Genomic DNA, 14,356 nt, shown 5'->3' with positions numbered 1-14,356 from the left:
AGGCGACGCTCACCCCGCCGCGTCCCCCAGCGCGTCCAGCACCGGACGGATCAGCGGGTGCTCCTCCGCGCCGCACCGCACTGCCGCGAACACCCGGCGCGTGGGGGCCGCCCCCTCCACCGGGCGCACCACGGCCCCCGACACGTCCATGCCGCGCAGCGCCGAGCGCGGCACGAGGGCGACTCCCGCACCGGCCGCGGCGAGCGCCACCACCGCCCTGAAGTCATCCGACCAATGCTCCAACATCGGCTGGAATCCGGCCTGTTCGCAGGCGAGCATCACCACGTCGTGGCACGGGTTGCCCGCGAAGGGGCCGATCCACGCGTCCTTGGCGAGCTCGGCGAGCGGCACCCGCTCGGCGTCGGCGAGGCGGTGGCCGAGCGGGAGCACCGCGTCGAAGGGCTCGGCGTAGAGCGGGACGCGGGTCAGCCGGGGGTCGTCCGCGCCCGGCGCCCCCCGGTACTCCACGGCGACGGCCACGTCCACCTGCCGGTCGAGCACCATCGGCAGGCTCGCGTCGCCCTCGGCGTCCTGGACGCGGAGCCGGATGCCGGGTGCGGAGTCGGCGAGGCGGGCCACGGCGGGGGCGACGACCAGGCCGATCCCGGTGGCGAAGGCCGCGACGGTCACCGTGCCCGCCGCGCCGGAGCTGTAGGCGGCGAGCTCGGCCTCGGCGCGCTCCAGCTGGGCCAGGACCGCGTTGGTGTGCGCGAGCAGGATCTCGCCCGCCGCCGTCAGACGCACCCCGCGCGCCGAGCGCTCGACCAGGCGGTGGCCCGTCTCCTGCTCCAGGGCGGTGAGCTGCTGGGAGACCGCGGACGGGGTGAGGTAGAGCGCGGCGGCAGCGGCCGTGACCGTGCGGTGGTCCGCCACCGCACGGAGGATGTGCAGCCGCCGTGCTTCGATCATGCGGATGATTCTCCCTCACCGGGAGCCTCATCCGTACCCCGGGCCGCGCCACTCCCGGCAGGCCCCCCAGCCCTCCGGCTCGGCCCCCTAGCCCTCCAGCTCGGCCCGCGCCGCGACGAACGCGTCGACCGCGCGGTTCACGTCCTGCGTGGAGTGCGCGGCCGACAGCTGGACGCGGATGCGGGCCTGGCCCTGCGGCACCACGGGGTACGAGAAGCCGATCACGTACACGCCCCGCTCCAGGAGCAGCTCGGCCATCCGTCCCGCCACGGCCGCGTCGCCGATCATGACGGGCGCGATGGCGTGGTCGCCGGGCAGGATGTCGAAGCCCTCCTCGGTCATCCGCGAGCGGAAGAGCGCCGTGTTGGCGGCGAGCTGTTCGCGCAGGTCACCGGCGGACTCCAGGAGGTCGATGACCTTCAGCGAGGCCGCCGCGATCACCGGGGCGAGGGTGTTCGAGAAGAGGTAGGGGCGCGAGCGCTGGCGCAGCAGCGCGACGATCTCCGCGCGGGCCGCGACGTAGCCGCCCGACGCGCCGCCGAGCGCCTTGCCCAACGTACCCGTGATGATGTCGACGCGGTCCATGACGCCGTGCAGCTCGGGGGTGCCGCGGCCGCCGGGGCCCACGAAGCCGACGGCGTGCGAGTCGTCGACCATGACCATGGCGTCGTAGCGGTCGGCGAGGTCGCAGATCTCACGGAGCGGGGCGACGTAGCCGTCCATGGAGAAGACGCCGTCGGTGACGATCAGCTTGCGGCGCGCGCCGCCCTCGGCCGCCTCCTTCAACTGCCGCTCCAGGTCCGCGAGATCGCGGTTGGCGTAGCGGAAGCGGCGCGCCTTCGACAGACGGATGCCGTCGATGATGGACGCGTGGTTGAGGGCGTCGGAGATCACCGCGTCCTCGGCGCCGAGCAGCGTCTCGAAGACACCGCCGTTGGCGTCGAAGCAGGAGGAGTAGAGGATCGTGTCCTCCTGGCCGAGGAAGGCGGACAGGCGCGCCTCCAGCTCCTTGTGCACCTCCTGCGTACCGCAGATGAAGCGGACGGAGGCCATGCCGTAGCCCCAGCGGTCCAGCGCCTCGTGGGCGGCGGCGACGACCTCGGGGTGGTCGGCGAGGCCGAGGTAGTTGTTCGCGCAGAAGTTGAGGACCTCGCCGGGGCGGCCTCCCGCGGTGACGGCGACCGTCGCGGACTGCGGGGTGCCGATGACGCGCTCGGGCTTGTGCAGCCCCGCGGCGACGATCTCGTCGAGGGTGGCCTGGAGGTCTTCGCGTACGGAGTCGAACATGCGTGATTCCTTAGGGGTGTTCGGAGGACTACGGGCCGGAGGTCAGGCGGTCCAGTCGAGGATGACCTTGCCGCCGCGGCCGCTCGCCGCGTCGTCGAAGGCCGCCTCGAAGTCGCGGTGGCCGTAGCGGCCGGTGATCACGGGGGCCAGGTCGAGGCCGCCTTCGAGCAGGACGGACATCGCGTACCAGGTCTCGAACATCTCTCGGCCGTAGATGCCCTTGATCGTGATCATCGAGGTGACGATCCGCGCCCAGTCGACGGCGAACTCCTCGGACGGCAGGCCGAGCATGGCGATCTTGCCGCCGTGGGTCATGTTGGCGACCATGTCGCGCATCGCCCGCGGGTTGCCGGACATCTCCAGACCGACGTCGAAGCCCTCGCGCAGACCGAGTTCGCGCTGCCCGTCGGCGATCGTCGACTCCGCCACGTTCAGGGCGAGCCCGGCACCGACCTTGCGGGCCAGCTCCAGGCGCTCCTCGCTGACGTCGGTGACCACCACGTTGCGGGCGCCGGCGTGCCGGGCGACGGCCGCCGCCATCAGACCGATCGGCCCGGCCCCCGTGATCAGCACGTCCTCGCCGACCAGCGGGAAGGACAGGGCGGTGTGCACGGCGTTGCCGAAGGGGTCGAAGATCGCGGCCACGTCGAGGTCCACGGGGACGCGGTGCACCCATACGTTCGACGCGGGCAGCGCGACGTACTCGGCGAAGGCGCCGTTCCTGCCGACCCCGAGGCCGACCGTGGCGCGGCACAGGTGGCGCCGCCCGGCCAGACAGTTGCGGCACTTCCCGCAGACCAGGTGGCCCTCACCGCTGACCAGGTCACCGGCGGTGATGTCCGCGACGTCGCGGCCGGTCGCCACGACCTCGCCGACGAACTCGTGCCCGACCACCAGGGGCGCGGCGATCGTCTGCTGCGCCCAGCCGTCCCAGGCCCGGATGTGCAGGTCGGTGCCGCAGATCCCGGTGCGGAGCACCTTGATCAGGACGTCGCCGTGGCCGATCTCCGGCTCCGGGACGTCCATGAGCCGCAGACCCGGCTCCGCCTTCTCCTTGACCAGCGCCTTCAACGCAACGGCTCCTGTCGTACGTCGCTTCTTCCTCCGACGACACAGGAATCTTCCCTACGGCGGCGCCCCGGTCCATCGAGGATTTCTTAAGCGCCGCCGCAGCTTTCCTTCAGACCTCGCGGGTCAGCGGGTCTGACCGGCTGCGAAGTAGGCGATCAGCCCGGGGTCGAGCGCGGGCACCTCGCGCGGTGTCCCGCCGTCCCGCAGCGACTGCGTGGCCCGCACGCCGGCGGCCACCGCCATGCGCGCCGCGACGGGCGAGGTGTCGGTGCGGCCTCCCTCGCGTACGAAGCGGACGAACTCGTCGACGAGCAGCGGGTCGGCGCCGCCGTGCCCGCCGTCGTCCTGCGCGTCCGGCACGGGGTACGCGGCGTCGGGCTCGCCGCGGTAGCCGGACCGGCGCGCGTTCCACACCTTGACGACGCCGCCGGGTCCGTCGCCGAAGTTCTCCAGGCGGCCCGCGTCGCCGATGACGGTGTAGTTGCGCCAGTAGTCCGGGGTGAAGTGGCACTGCTGGTAGGCCGCCAACACCCCGTTGTCCAGGCGCATGTTGACCAGCGAGACGTCCTCGACGTCGATGACGGGGTTGAGGTCGCGCTGGGTGTGCGGCGGCCAGTGGCCGTCCTTGGTGTACCAGTCGTCCGTCTTCGGCTCGCCCGGCGCGCGGCGGTGCGGGTTGTCGCCGTAGACCATCAGGTCGCCGAGGGCCTGCACCTGCCGGGTGTAGCCGTTCGCCAACCAGTGCAGTACGTCGATGTCGTGGGCGGCCTTCTGCAGCAACAGGCCTGTGGTGTACTGCCGTTCGGCGTGCCAGTCCTTGAAGTACCAGTCCCCGCCGTAGCCGACGAAGTGGCGCACCCAGACGGTCTTGACCGCGCCGATCTCGCCGCGCTCGATGATGTCGCGCATCAGCCGGACCACGGGCATGTGCCGCATGTTGTGCCCGACGTACAGGCGCGTGCCCGTCTCGTGGGCGGTCCGCAGGATCTCGTCGCACGCCTCGACGCTCGTCTCCAGGGGCTTCTCGACGAAGACGGGCTTGCCTTCGCGCAGGGCCTCGCAGGCGAGCCGGGCGTGGGTGTGGTCGGGCGTGAGGACGACGATCGCGTCGACGTCCGGGTCCTCGACGACCTTGCGGTGATCGCCGGATATCAGCGCGCCGGGAAAGGCCACGGCCGCCTCGGCGCGGGCGGTGGCGTCGTGCTCGGCCAGCGCGGTGACGCGCGAGCCCGCTCCCGGCCGGTGTGCGGTGCGGGCGAGCGAGCCGCGCAGTCCGTAGCCGAGAACGCCGAGACGGAGGTCGGTCATGGAACTTCCTTCGCTTGTGCCGGTGTTGCGGGTGCGTGGCTCAGGGATCCCCGACGTGATTCCCGTGGTGGTTCCCTTGGTGATTGCTTCGGTGATTCCCGTGGTGCGGACGAGCTTGATCCTTATCTATCCGGCCCCGGCTGTCCGTGTCGAGGAGTGTGCGCGGGTGAGTACGCACGAAGGCCCGGCCCCCCAGCAAGTAGGGGCCGGACCTCCGTGGTTCGTGGGGCGCCGCGTCCGTCAGAGGATGCCGACGTGCAGGCCGAGTTCCAGGTCGAGGGAGACGTCGATGTCGGCGTCCAGCTCGACGTCGGCGTCGAGGCCCGCCTGGACCGCCGCGTCCAGGTCGACGCCGAGGTCGGCGGCCAGATCCGCGTCCAGGACCACGGCCGCGCCGATGGATCCGGTGAGCAGGGTCTGGTCCTCCTCCAACTGCACGCCCAGGATGCCGTGCAGCCGCGCCGCGGCGTCCGCGCCGAGGTTGATGTTGTTGTCGGACACCAGGCCGATGACGACGTAGAGCAGGTTCGAGCCCGCGTCCGAGCGCAGCCGCAGGCTGCTGGTGTCGATGGTGCCGAGGACCATCGCCTTGCCCGCCACGGTCGCCCGGACGGTGCCCGTGGCGATGTCGATGGAGATGTTCTTGACGGTGGCCAGGTTGTTGCCGGCCTTGAGGGTGACGGAGCCGCTGAGCCTGATGGTGCCGCCGGTGATGCGGTTGTTGCTGTGGATCAGGCTGCCGCCGGCGACCTTCAGGTTGGCGGCGCCCTCGAGGTCGAGCAGCGAGTCGACCTCCAGCGAGGTCGGGCCCGAGACGACCGGGGTGGTGTCGCCCGGCACCGACACCGGGGCGGCGGCGCGAGCGCTCACGGGGGTCGCCGATGCGGCGGCAGCGGGTCCCGCGAGGGCGGCGACGACGGCGACCGCCGCGGCCAGCGAGGCGGTGCGCAGCAGACGGGAGCGGTGGCCTGAGGAGTGGGGCATGAACCTCACGGTTCCCTTCGTGGAGTGCGTGGCGTCGGGTCGTGGAGTGCTTGACGTCAGGTCATGGAGTGCTTGACGTCGGCAGCGATAGTGCGACTGGTCACTTAGTGGGACAATTCCCTCGCCGTCGACCGCTCCGCTCCCCTCGGCCGCCTCTTCCACCCATACGGCCCCAGCGATGCGCCCCCGGCTAGGGATGCACGAGCACGTGGGAGAGGCCCACCCGTCCGGTGCCCGTCAGCCTGATCCTCACGAATTCGGCCGTATCGCCCCGCCGAGTTCCAGGAGGGTGGGGCGCAGCGCCCTCCCGCTCACGTGCCGGGTCCCGGCGTCGGCGAAGTCCGCGGTCCTCGACGGCTGGGCGTCGAAGTCCGCGGTCGTCATCGAGGCGTCGTTCCGCACCTCGATCTGCCGCACGCGCCGGACGCCGCCGAGCTCGGCCTGCCACGGCCCACCGTCGACGCGAGCCCCTACCGCGAATAGGGTCACCCGACCCGCATCACCCATCGAGGAGTTACGGACCCCATGCCCGCACCGCACCTGACCCTGCCGCCCACCGACCGTGTCCTGTCCCCCCTCACCGGCTGGACCCGGGCGCACTGGGAGGCGCTCGCCGACCGGCAGTTGGAAGCGCTCGTCCCCTACGCGACGCCGGGCTTCGCGCAGTACCGCCTGCCGGGGCGGGGCAGCTGGTCGGGGGTCGTTTCGGACGGGCTCGAAGGGTACGCGCGGTCATTCCTGCTGGCCTCCTTCCGGATCGCGGGAGCGGGCGGCGAGGTCGACCCCCGTCTCACAGAACGCTACGCGCGGGGTCTGACAACGGGCACGGACCGCGGCAGCGGCGAGGCCTGGCCCGAACTCACCGACTGCTCCCAGCAGATGGTGGAGGCCGCCTCGATCGCGATCGGACTGCACGAGACCCGCCCCTGGATCTGGGACAAGCTCGACCCCCTGGTCCAGGAGCGGGTGGTGGACTGGTTCTGCGGGTTCGTCGGCGCAAAGACCTGGGACAACAACTGGCGGCTCTTCCAGGTGGTGTCCGAGCAGTTCCTCGCCTCGGTCGGCGCCCCGTACAGCCGGTCGGACATCGACGGCGGCCTCGACCGCATCGAGGACTGGTACCGCGGCGACGGCTGGTACAGCGACGGCGACGGGCGCAACTTCGACTACTACATCGGCTGGGCCATGCACCTGTACCCACTGCTGTGGGCCCGCATGGCCGGCGACGACGACCAAGGCCGCGCCGAGGTCTACCGCGCACGCCTCGCCCAGTTCCTCGCCACGTACCCGCACTTCTTCGGGGGCGACGGTGCCCCCGTCCACCAGGGCCGCTCCCTGACGTACCGGTTCGCGGCGGCCGCGCCCGTGTGGATGGGCGCCCTCGCCGACTGCACCCCGCTCGCGCCGGGCCTGACCCGGCGGCTCGCCTCCGGCACGGCCCGGCACTTCGTGGAGCGCGGCGTCCCCGACGAGCGCGGCCTGCTCCCGCTCGGCTGGTACGGGACGTTCCTGCCCGCGACACAGGCCTACTCGGGTCCCGCGTCGCCGTACTGGGCGAGCAAGGGCTTCCTGGGGCTGCTCCTGCCCGCCGACCACCCGGTGTGGACGGAGCGCGAACTCCCGCTGCCCGTCGAGGAGTCCGACCGGTACACGGCGCTTCCGCAGCCGGGCTGGCTCCTGCACGGCACCCGGCACGACGGCATCGTCCGCCTGGTCAACCACGGCAGCGACCACAATCCTCTGGAGGGCCCGGCCCAGGACGACCCGCACTACGCCAAGCTCGGTTACTCGACGGCGACGGCCCCCGAGACCGCCCCGCGCGCGTGGGAGCGCGCCGTCGACGGCCATCTGGCGCTGCTCGCCCCTGACGGCACCCCCTCGCGCCGCCGCCGCATCCACCCGCTGCGGTGCGAGGGCCGCGTCGCCGCGTCCCGCCACGACGCCGAACTGCCCTCCCAGGACGGCGAGGTGTTCCCGATCGAGACGACCAGCGCGCTGCACGGACCGTGGGAGATCCGCGTGCACCGGGTGCTGGCCCCGGCCGGAGCGGGCGTCCGGGAGGGCGGCCACGCGGTCGCGGACGAGACGCCGCCGCACGCCGAACAGGGCCCCGGCTGGGCGCTCACCCGTACGACCACCGGCCTGACCAGCGCGGTCGTCGCCCTGCACGGCTGGGCCAAGGAGACGGGCATCGCCCGCGAGGTGGCGGCCAACGCGTACGGACCGCACTCCGCGACACCGTTCCTGACGGCGAAGGACCACCCCGGGGGCACGAGCGTCCACGTCACCCTGGTCGCCCTGTCCCAGGACACGGTCCACCCGCGGGCGCTGCGGGAGTCCCTCACCTGCGACGTGAGCGACGACGGCGGCCGTGTCCGCGTCCGCTTCCCGGACGGGGCCGAGCTCGACCTCTGAACCGGCCCTGGGCCCGAGGCCCTTGGTCAGATCCCGCCGTCCTCCCGTCGGTGGATCTGCTCGACCAGCTCCGCGGCCATGGACTTGATCGTGTCGAGCCCCGCCCTGCCCCAGCGGCGCGGCTCGACGTCCACGACGCAGACCGTGCCGAGCACGATCCCCGTCCGGTCGATGAGGGGCGCGCCCAGGTAGGAGCGGATGCCGATCTCGTCCACCACGGGGTTGCCCGCGAACCGCGGGTACTCGCAGACGTCCTCCAGGACGAGGGCCTTGCGGCGCACCACGACGTGCGGGCAGTAGCCGTGGTCACGGGCCATGTAGCGGTGCGCCTCACCGCCGCCGGGCGGCGCTTCGGCGTCGGCGGTCTGCTCCGCGCCGAAGCACGCCCCCTCCGGAGTGTGCAGCCCGGCGAAGAACTGCCGTCGCTCGTCGATGAAGTTGACCATCGAGTAGGGCGCTCCGGTCAGCTCGGCGAGCCGCTGCGCGAAGGCGTCGAAGGCCGGTTCGGGGCGCTGCCCGATGCCGAGCCCGCGCAGTCTGCGCACCCGCGCGGGCGCCTCCTTGTCCACGGGGGTGAGAAGCAGGTGCCCGGTCGGGTCGTACATCACGTGTGGGCTCCGTAGGTCGGCGCCGGGGCATGGTTGAGCAGGTGTTTGACGAGGGTGAGCAGCGTCTGGATGCCGGAACTGGAGATCCGCGCGTCGCAGCGCACGACGGGCACTTGAGGGTCGAGGTCGATCGCGGACCGCACCTCCTCGGGTTCGTAGCGGTAGGCCCCGTCGAATTCGTTGATCGCCACGATGAAGCCCATGCCGCGCTGCTCGAAGAAGTCCACGGCGGCGAAGCAGTCCTCCAGACGCCGGGTGTCGGCGAGGACCACCGCGCCGAGCGCGCCTTCGGAGAGCTCGTCCCACATGAACCAGAACCGCTCCTGGCCCGGTGTACCGAAGAGGTACAGCACGTGTTCGGGGTCGAGCGTGATCCTGCCGAAGTCCATCGCGACGGTGGTCGTGGTCTTGTTCTCCACGCCCGACAGGTCGTCGGTGCCCTCGCTGACCGTGGTGAGCAACTCCTCGGTGCTCAGGGGCGCGATCTCGCTGACCGCGCCCACAAAGGTCGTCTTTCCGACCCCGAAGCCACCCGCGACCAGGATCTTCAGCGCGGTGGGGAAGGGGTCAGAGCTGTCGTCGTAATCCATCGAGCACTGCCTCCAACAGGGACCGGTCAGTGGGGTTGTGGTAGAAGTCCGGGGCCTTCGTGGTGAGGACCCCGCAGTCGAGGAGATCGGAGAGGATCACTTTGGTCACGACCGCGGGCAGCTTGAGCTGCGCCGCGATCTCGGCGACGGAGACGGGCGCCTCGCACAGCGCGAGAGCCTCGGCGTGCTCGGGCCCGAGGTAGCCGAGGGGGGTGGATCCCGTCGCCATCACCTGGGAGAGCAGGTCGAGTTGGCTGGTCGGTCTGGTCCGTCCGTTGCTGACGGTGTAGGGGCGGACGAGCCGGCCCGCGGCGTCGTCGAGCCAGGGCCCGTCGTGCGGGGCCGCCATCCTCAGTGCCTCATCGGCGCGGGTTCGCCGGCGGGTTGCCGGGGCGCGGTGATCAGGTACGGGCGGACGCTCTTGACCAGCATGGCCATTTCGTAGCCGAGGACGGCGGCGTCCGCGTCGCGTCCGGCGAGCACGGCCAGACAGGTGCCCGAGCCCGCGGTGGAGACGAACAGGAGCGTGGAGTCCAGCTCCACGACGACCTGGCGGACGTCCCCGCCGTCGCCGAACCTGACCCCCGCGCTGCGCCCGAGCGAGTAGAGCCCCGAGGCGAGGGCGGCCATGTGGTCGGCGCTGTCCGGGTCGAGGCCGTGCACCGACTTCACGAGTCCGTCGGAGGAGAGCAGGACTGCGCTGTGGGTGTGCGGCACACGCTGGACGAGGCCGCTCATCAGCCAGTCGAGATCGGATACATGGCCGGTCGGCGCATCGCTCGCCATGGTGGATCGACTCCTTGGAGGTACGGACGTACGTGGGTCTGCCGGGGCAGAGGTGGTGGGGGGTGATCGGACGTGAGGGTGTGCGTCAGCCGCCTTGTTCGCTCCCGTCGTGAGGGACCCCGGCCCCGTGCTCCCGCTCCCGGGACGCGGGATCGCGCGCTTCCTGCGCCTGGGCGAGGCCGATGCCGCGCTGGAACGCCGCCATCAGGCCCGGGTCGTGTCCGACGACGTGCTCGCTCTCGGGGCGCGGCGCCGGGGAGTCGCGCAGCTGGGGCGCGATGTGCTCCTGGGCGCGGCGCTTGGGGAGTTGGGGTCTGCCGACGCGGCCGCGCACGGCGCCGTTGCGCGGGATCGGCGGCGCCCCGGCGTGCTCGGCGGCCGCCTGCCGGTCCTCGGGCCTGATGCCGGGGACGGCGTCGGCGGGCGTCGGCCGCTCCTGGCGCGCGCCGCGCACGGGGAGGGGGGCGGGCGCGGTGCCGTTCGCGGCGTGCGGCTGGGCGGGGACGGGGGCCGGTTCGGGGCGGGTCTCGGGGCGCGGCTCCTGCGGGACTTCCGGGCGGAGCTGGGGCTGAGGCTGGGCCTGGGGCTGAGGCTGGGGAGCGGGTGTGCGCACCTGCGCCGGGGCTTCGTCCCGCGCCTTGGCGCGCGGGTCCGGCTGCGGTTCGGCGCCGAGGAGCTCCTGCGGCAGGATCAGCACGGCCTGGACGCCGCCGTAGATGTTGGTCTGCAGCCGGACCGCGACCCCGTGCCTGCGGGCGAGTGCGGAGACCACGAAGAGTCCGATGCGCCCGTCCTGCAGGAGACTTGCGACGTTGACCTGGTCGGGGTCGGCGAGCAGCCGGTTCATCTTGTTCTGCTCGGTGAGCGGCATGCCCAGGCCCCGGTCCTCCACCTCGACGGCGAGCCCGGCGGTCACGAGGTTGGCGCGCAGCAGGACTTGGGTGTGCGGGGCGGAGAACACCGTGGCGTTCTCGATGAGTTCGGCGAGCAGGTGGATGACGTCGGCGACGGCGTGCCCACGCAGGGTGCCGTCGATCGGCGGCACCAGTTTGACGCGCGAGTACTGCTCGACCTCGGCGATGGCGGAGCGCATCACCTCGGTCATGGAGACGGGGTTGCTCCACTGGCGGCGCGAGACGGCGCCGCCGAGCACGGCGAGGTTCTCGGCGTGCCTGCGGATGCGGGTCGCGAGGTGGTCGACGTGGAAGAGGCCCTTGAGCAGTTCGGGGTCCTCCACCTCGTTCTCCAGGTCGTCGAGCAGGGAGATCTCGCGGTGCACGAGCGACTGCAGGCGCCGGGCGAGATTCACGAAGACCTCGACCTTCTGCTCGCTGCCCGCGTGGCTGGAGAGCTGTGCGGCCTGCACGACGGCGCCGACGGCGACCTCGTGGGCGCGCGTGAGTTCACCGGCGAGCAGGTCGAACTCGTCGCCGCCGGGCCTGCTCCGCTCCGGCGCCCTGCGGGCGGGCGGCTGCTCGCCGCGGCGCAACTGTTCGACGACGGACCGCAGTTCGGACTGGCCGCGCGCCGTGACGCGGCGCAGCGCGCCCACCCGCTCGCGCACGGCCCGCGCCGCGCGGTCGGCGGCCACACCGGCGATCACGATGCCGGCCAGGCCGACCAGACCGGCGGCGCCGAGGACAGCGAACAGGACGGGCCCGGGCCGGGTGCCGGTCGAGCGCAGCGTGAACAGGACGGCCGCGCAGGCGCTCAGGCCCACGGCGACGGCGGGCAGCACCGCGATGCGCAGGAGTTGGGGCCGTATGTGCGTCTCGGGCAGTGCGGCGGCGGTGCGGCCACCGGTCCTGCCGTGCCGGCCGCCCTCACGGCGGTCTGCACGGGCGGCCGGTGCGCGTAGGTGAGACATCAGCGTCCTCGGTACGTTGCGACGAGGGTCCAGCGGTCGGCCGACTCCGTCTTCTCGGCATGGTCGCGGCGTCTTTGTTGCGGCGCCTTTTCGGCATGGTTGCGGCATCGCCGTGCCGGTCGGCAGGTCGCGATGTCAGCCCTGGCTCGTGATCCCTGCGTCGCCCGACGGCCACACACGGTAGTCGGCAACGCATCATGTGCGGTGGGCAGTTGACAAAGTCTGCGGGACAGCATCCCGCTCTGGTATGACGCCTCGCACGGGATTCCGATTACCGTCGTACGCAGGTCCGATTCAGTCGTCGGACGTCAGTTCCCCGACGCCTTCGCGGTCCGCGGGGTCAGCCCCAGACGACCGCGCCACTGCCGCCGTACGTGCGCCCGTCGGCCGTCACGACCTCGGCGGGACCCTTCGCGCTCAGCCGCCCCGAGCCGTCGGGGCGGACCGTCAACACGCGGCTCTCGAAGAACCCTCCACCGTGTACGCGGAGTTGACCCGTGGGGGTGGGTTCGACACCCAAGAGGCGCAGATACGCCAGGAGCGGCTGGGCGTGGCTGTGCAGATTGGCGACCGGCCAGGCCTGCATGGCGACGCCGACGTCCGGCATCGCCCAGGTGTGTCCGGCCCGTTCGGACTCGGGCGGCAGATAGGCGTCGGGGCCGGAGAGCGTGCCCTCCCAGATCTCCGGGTACGCGGCCGCGTGCGCGTGGAGCGTCATGCGGCGCCAGTGCTCGCGCGCGAGGCCCGGCTCGACGCGGGCGGCCGCCCAGACCAGCGTCTGGTTGATCGCGTACCAGATGGTGCCGCGGTCCCCGGGGGCCGAGCCGTCGGCCGCGGGGCCGAGCAGCCGGGCGCCGAGCGGGGAGTCCTTGGCGCACAACTCCTCGATGGTGCCGAGCAGTTCACGCGCGCGGTCGGCGTCGGCGGCCCCGCACAGGATCGCCCAGGGCTGCACCTCCAGCCACAGCTCGTGCTCGCCGACGGGTGCGGCGCCCGGCCCGTGGGCGCGACGGAACCAGCGGCCGTTCCACTCCCCCGCGACCGCCTGCCGCAGCCGCTCCCCGAAACCGCGCGCCTCGGCGGCCGTCCCCGCGTCGCCGAGCCGCTCCGCGAGGCCCGCGTAGACGGGCAACACCCAGGCGGCCATCGCGGAGTTGAGCACGGACTCGCCGCGCTCGATCATCGTCTGCCGGTCGATTCCGGTGTCGTCGAGGACGAGGTCGTTCCAGTCGGCGTTGCGGATCCGCAGGTGCCCGCGCTCGCCGACGCCCACGACATCGCGTACGTAGTGGAACTGGCGCCGCAGGTGCTCCTCGAGCGGCACCTCGGGCGCCCCGTACGAAGGGTGGAAGCCGACCGGCTCCGCCAGCGCGGCGAGGTCGCCCGTCCCCGCCGCGTACTCGGCGGCGAGCCACAGCGCCCACAGGTTCTGGTCGGAGGGGCGGTAGAGATCGATGCGGGGGCGCTGCGACGGGTCGAGGGCGTAGGGGAGTTCGCCGTCGGGGCTCGCCCAGGCGCAGGTGTTGCGCAGCACGGACAGGGCGAGGTCCGGCTCGGTGTACACCAGCGGCAGCGCGTGCTGCAGCGGATCGCGCGCCGCGCCGTTGAAACCGTGCCGGAAGGAGTAGGCGGAGCCCTGGTCGAGCGTGTGGCCGCCCAGCAGCCCGTCGGCGCAGGCCCCTCCGGCGAGCAGGGCGGCGTGCCAGGGGATCTCGACGCAAGCGTGCGGCATCCCGTCCGCGTCCGCGCGCGGGAGGCGGTCGCGCAGCGCGCGCAGGCTCGCTTCGTACGTCTCCTCGGGATCGCCCCCGAAGGCGGCGCCGGCCACTCCGCACCGGAACCACACGGTGCGCCGCTCGCCGGGCCCCAGATCCAGGACGCACGCCGCCCGCAACGTCCCGCGGTCGGCGACGGATCGGGCGCCACCTCCCTTCGGGCCGAGCAGCTCGACGACCAGCGGAACGCCGCCTTCGCAGGGGATCGTCTCGGGGCGCGGCCCCACTTCGAGGTACGCCAACTGCCGCTGCCGCACGTCCCATTCCTCGACGAGCCGCCACCGCCCGACCTGCGCGCCGCGGTTGACGACCTCGACGCGGACGAGCACCCAGGGGTCCTCCCCCTCCGGACACAGCACGGTGCGTTCCAGCCCGGCGCCCGCCGCGGCGACCCGCACGCGCGCGTAGGCGGGCCCGAAGGCCACCTCGCCGCCCGCGTCGTCGGAGCGCAGCACTTCGGGCGACGGCGTTTGCACGCGCTCCAGCACGCTCACGCCCGTGCCGCGCGGCTCCGGTTCGGTGAGCCAGCGCAGCCCGTCGTGCTCGTCCCACAGACCGCTGCGGCCCTCGGTGTCGGCCACGAGCGTGACGCGGCGGTTGCCGAGGTGCAGCCAGCGACGCCGGGTCGGCGGGTCGAGGACGCGGTCCCACTCCGTGCGGGGCGCGTCGGGGTGCAGGACGAACGCGGGCAGACCGTGGTGGTCCTCGATCCAGTCGCCGTACGCGCTCATCCCTGCCTCCTCGGCGCCGCGGGGC

The 14,356-nt window shown here is 72.7% G+C and carries 13 protein-coding genes; 1 reads left to right on the top strand and 12 read right to left on the bottom strand.

The genetic code is table 11. The features are described 5' to 3' along the window. Nucleotides 1-9 precede the first annotated feature (9 nt). From ACZ4D5_RS28510 to ACZ4D5_RS28485, 6 genes are all read right to left on the bottom strand, one after another. Nucleotides 10-909, bottom strand: coding sequence for a LysR family transcriptional regulator (locus ACZ4D5_RS28510; protein WP_467775270.1), 900 nt, complete (start codon nt 907-909; stop codon nt 10-12). An 87-nt stretch (nt 910-996) separates the two neighbouring features. After that, nucleotides 997-2,196, bottom strand: a complete 1,200-nt coding sequence (locus tag ACZ4D5_RS28505) for a glycine C-acetyltransferase (protein ID WP_467775269.1) — start codon at nt 2,194-2,196, stop codon at nt 997-999. A 42-nt stretch (nt 2,197-2,238) separates the two neighbouring features. Then, a complete protein-coding gene (gene tdh / locus ACZ4D5_RS28500) occupies nt 2,239-3,267 on the bottom strand; it encodes an L-threonine 3-dehydrogenase (RefSeq protein WP_467775268.1) in 1,029 nt (342 codons plus the stop codon). 123 nt (nt 3,268-3,390) lie between these two features. Then, entirely contained in the window at nt 3,391-4,575 is a 1,185-nt protein-coding gene (locus ACZ4D5_RS28495; protein ID WP_467775267.1) for a Gfo/Idh/MocA family protein, read from the bottom strand. Nucleotides 4,576-4,815: 240 nt separating this feature from the next. Then, entirely contained in the window at nt 4,816-5,559 is a 744-nt protein-coding gene (locus ACZ4D5_RS28490) for a hypothetical protein (RefSeq protein WP_467775266.1), read from the bottom strand. Nucleotides 5,560-5,808: 249 nt separating this feature from the next. Beyond that, on the bottom strand, nt 5,809-6,048 hold the full coding sequence (locus tag ACZ4D5_RS28485; protein ID WP_467775265.1) for a hypothetical protein: 240 nt from the start codon (nt 6,046-6,048) through the stop codon (nt 5,809-5,811). A 36-nt stretch (nt 6,049-6,084) separates the two neighbouring features. On the opposite strand from ACZ4D5_RS28485, the gene ACZ4D5_RS28480 reads away from it, so the two are divergent. Further along, on the top strand, nt 6,085-7,974 hold the full coding sequence (locus ACZ4D5_RS28480; RefSeq protein WP_467775264.1) for a DUF2264 domain-containing protein: 1,890 nt from the start codon (nt 6,085-6,087) through the stop codon (nt 7,972-7,974). A gap of 26 nt (nt 7,975-8,000) precedes the next feature. Here the strand turns inward: ACZ4D5_RS28480 and ACZ4D5_RS28475 are convergent, their stop codons facing one another. The 6 genes from ACZ4D5_RS28475 to ACZ4D5_RS28450 all read right to left on the bottom strand — a co-directional run bounded on the left by ACZ4D5_RS28475 (nt 8,001) and on the right by ACZ4D5_RS28450 (nt 14,331). Next, nucleotides 8,001-8,582 carry a GAF domain-containing protein gene (locus ACZ4D5_RS28475; RefSeq protein WP_467775263.1) on the bottom strand — a complete coding sequence of 194 codons (582 nt, stop codon included), beginning with the start codon at nt 8,580-8,582 and terminating at the stop codon, nt 8,001-8,003. Next, a complete protein-coding gene (locus tag ACZ4D5_RS28470; protein ID WP_362326578.1) occupies nt 8,579-9,172 on the bottom strand; it encodes a GTP-binding protein in 594 nt (197 codons plus the stop codon). The genes ACZ4D5_RS28475 and ACZ4D5_RS28470 overlap by 4 nt, the downstream gene beginning before the upstream one ends. Continuing rightward, entirely contained in the window at nt 9,150-9,521 is a 372-nt protein-coding gene (locus tag ACZ4D5_RS28465; protein WP_362326575.1) for a DUF742 domain-containing protein, read from the bottom strand. The genes ACZ4D5_RS28470 and ACZ4D5_RS28465 overlap by 23 nt, the downstream gene beginning before the upstream one ends. A 2-nt stretch (nt 9,522-9,523) precedes the next feature. After that, nucleotides 9,524-9,958: a roadblock/LC7 domain-containing protein gene (locus ACZ4D5_RS28460; RefSeq protein ID WP_362326572.1), complete on the bottom strand. Its 435-nt coding sequence runs from the start codon at nt 9,956-9,958 to the stop codon at nt 9,524-9,526. An 85-nt stretch (nt 9,959-10,043) separates the two neighbouring features. Further along, nucleotides 10,044-11,825: a sensor histidine kinase gene (locus ACZ4D5_RS28455; protein WP_467775262.1), complete on the bottom strand. Its 1,782-nt coding sequence runs from the start codon at nt 11,823-11,825 to the stop codon at nt 10,044-10,046. A gap of 340 nt (nt 11,826-12,165) precedes the next feature. Beyond that, a complete protein-coding gene (locus ACZ4D5_RS28450) occupies nt 12,166-14,331 on the bottom strand; it encodes a GH36-type glycosyl hydrolase domain-containing protein (RefSeq protein WP_467775261.1) in 2,166 nt (721 codons plus the stop codon). Nucleotides 14,332-14,356 lie beyond the last annotated feature (25 nt).

The sequence above is a fragment of the Streptomyces sp. NPDC025651 genome (assembly GCF_055558735.1).
This window is presented reverse-complemented; position numbering and strand designations above follow the sequence as displayed.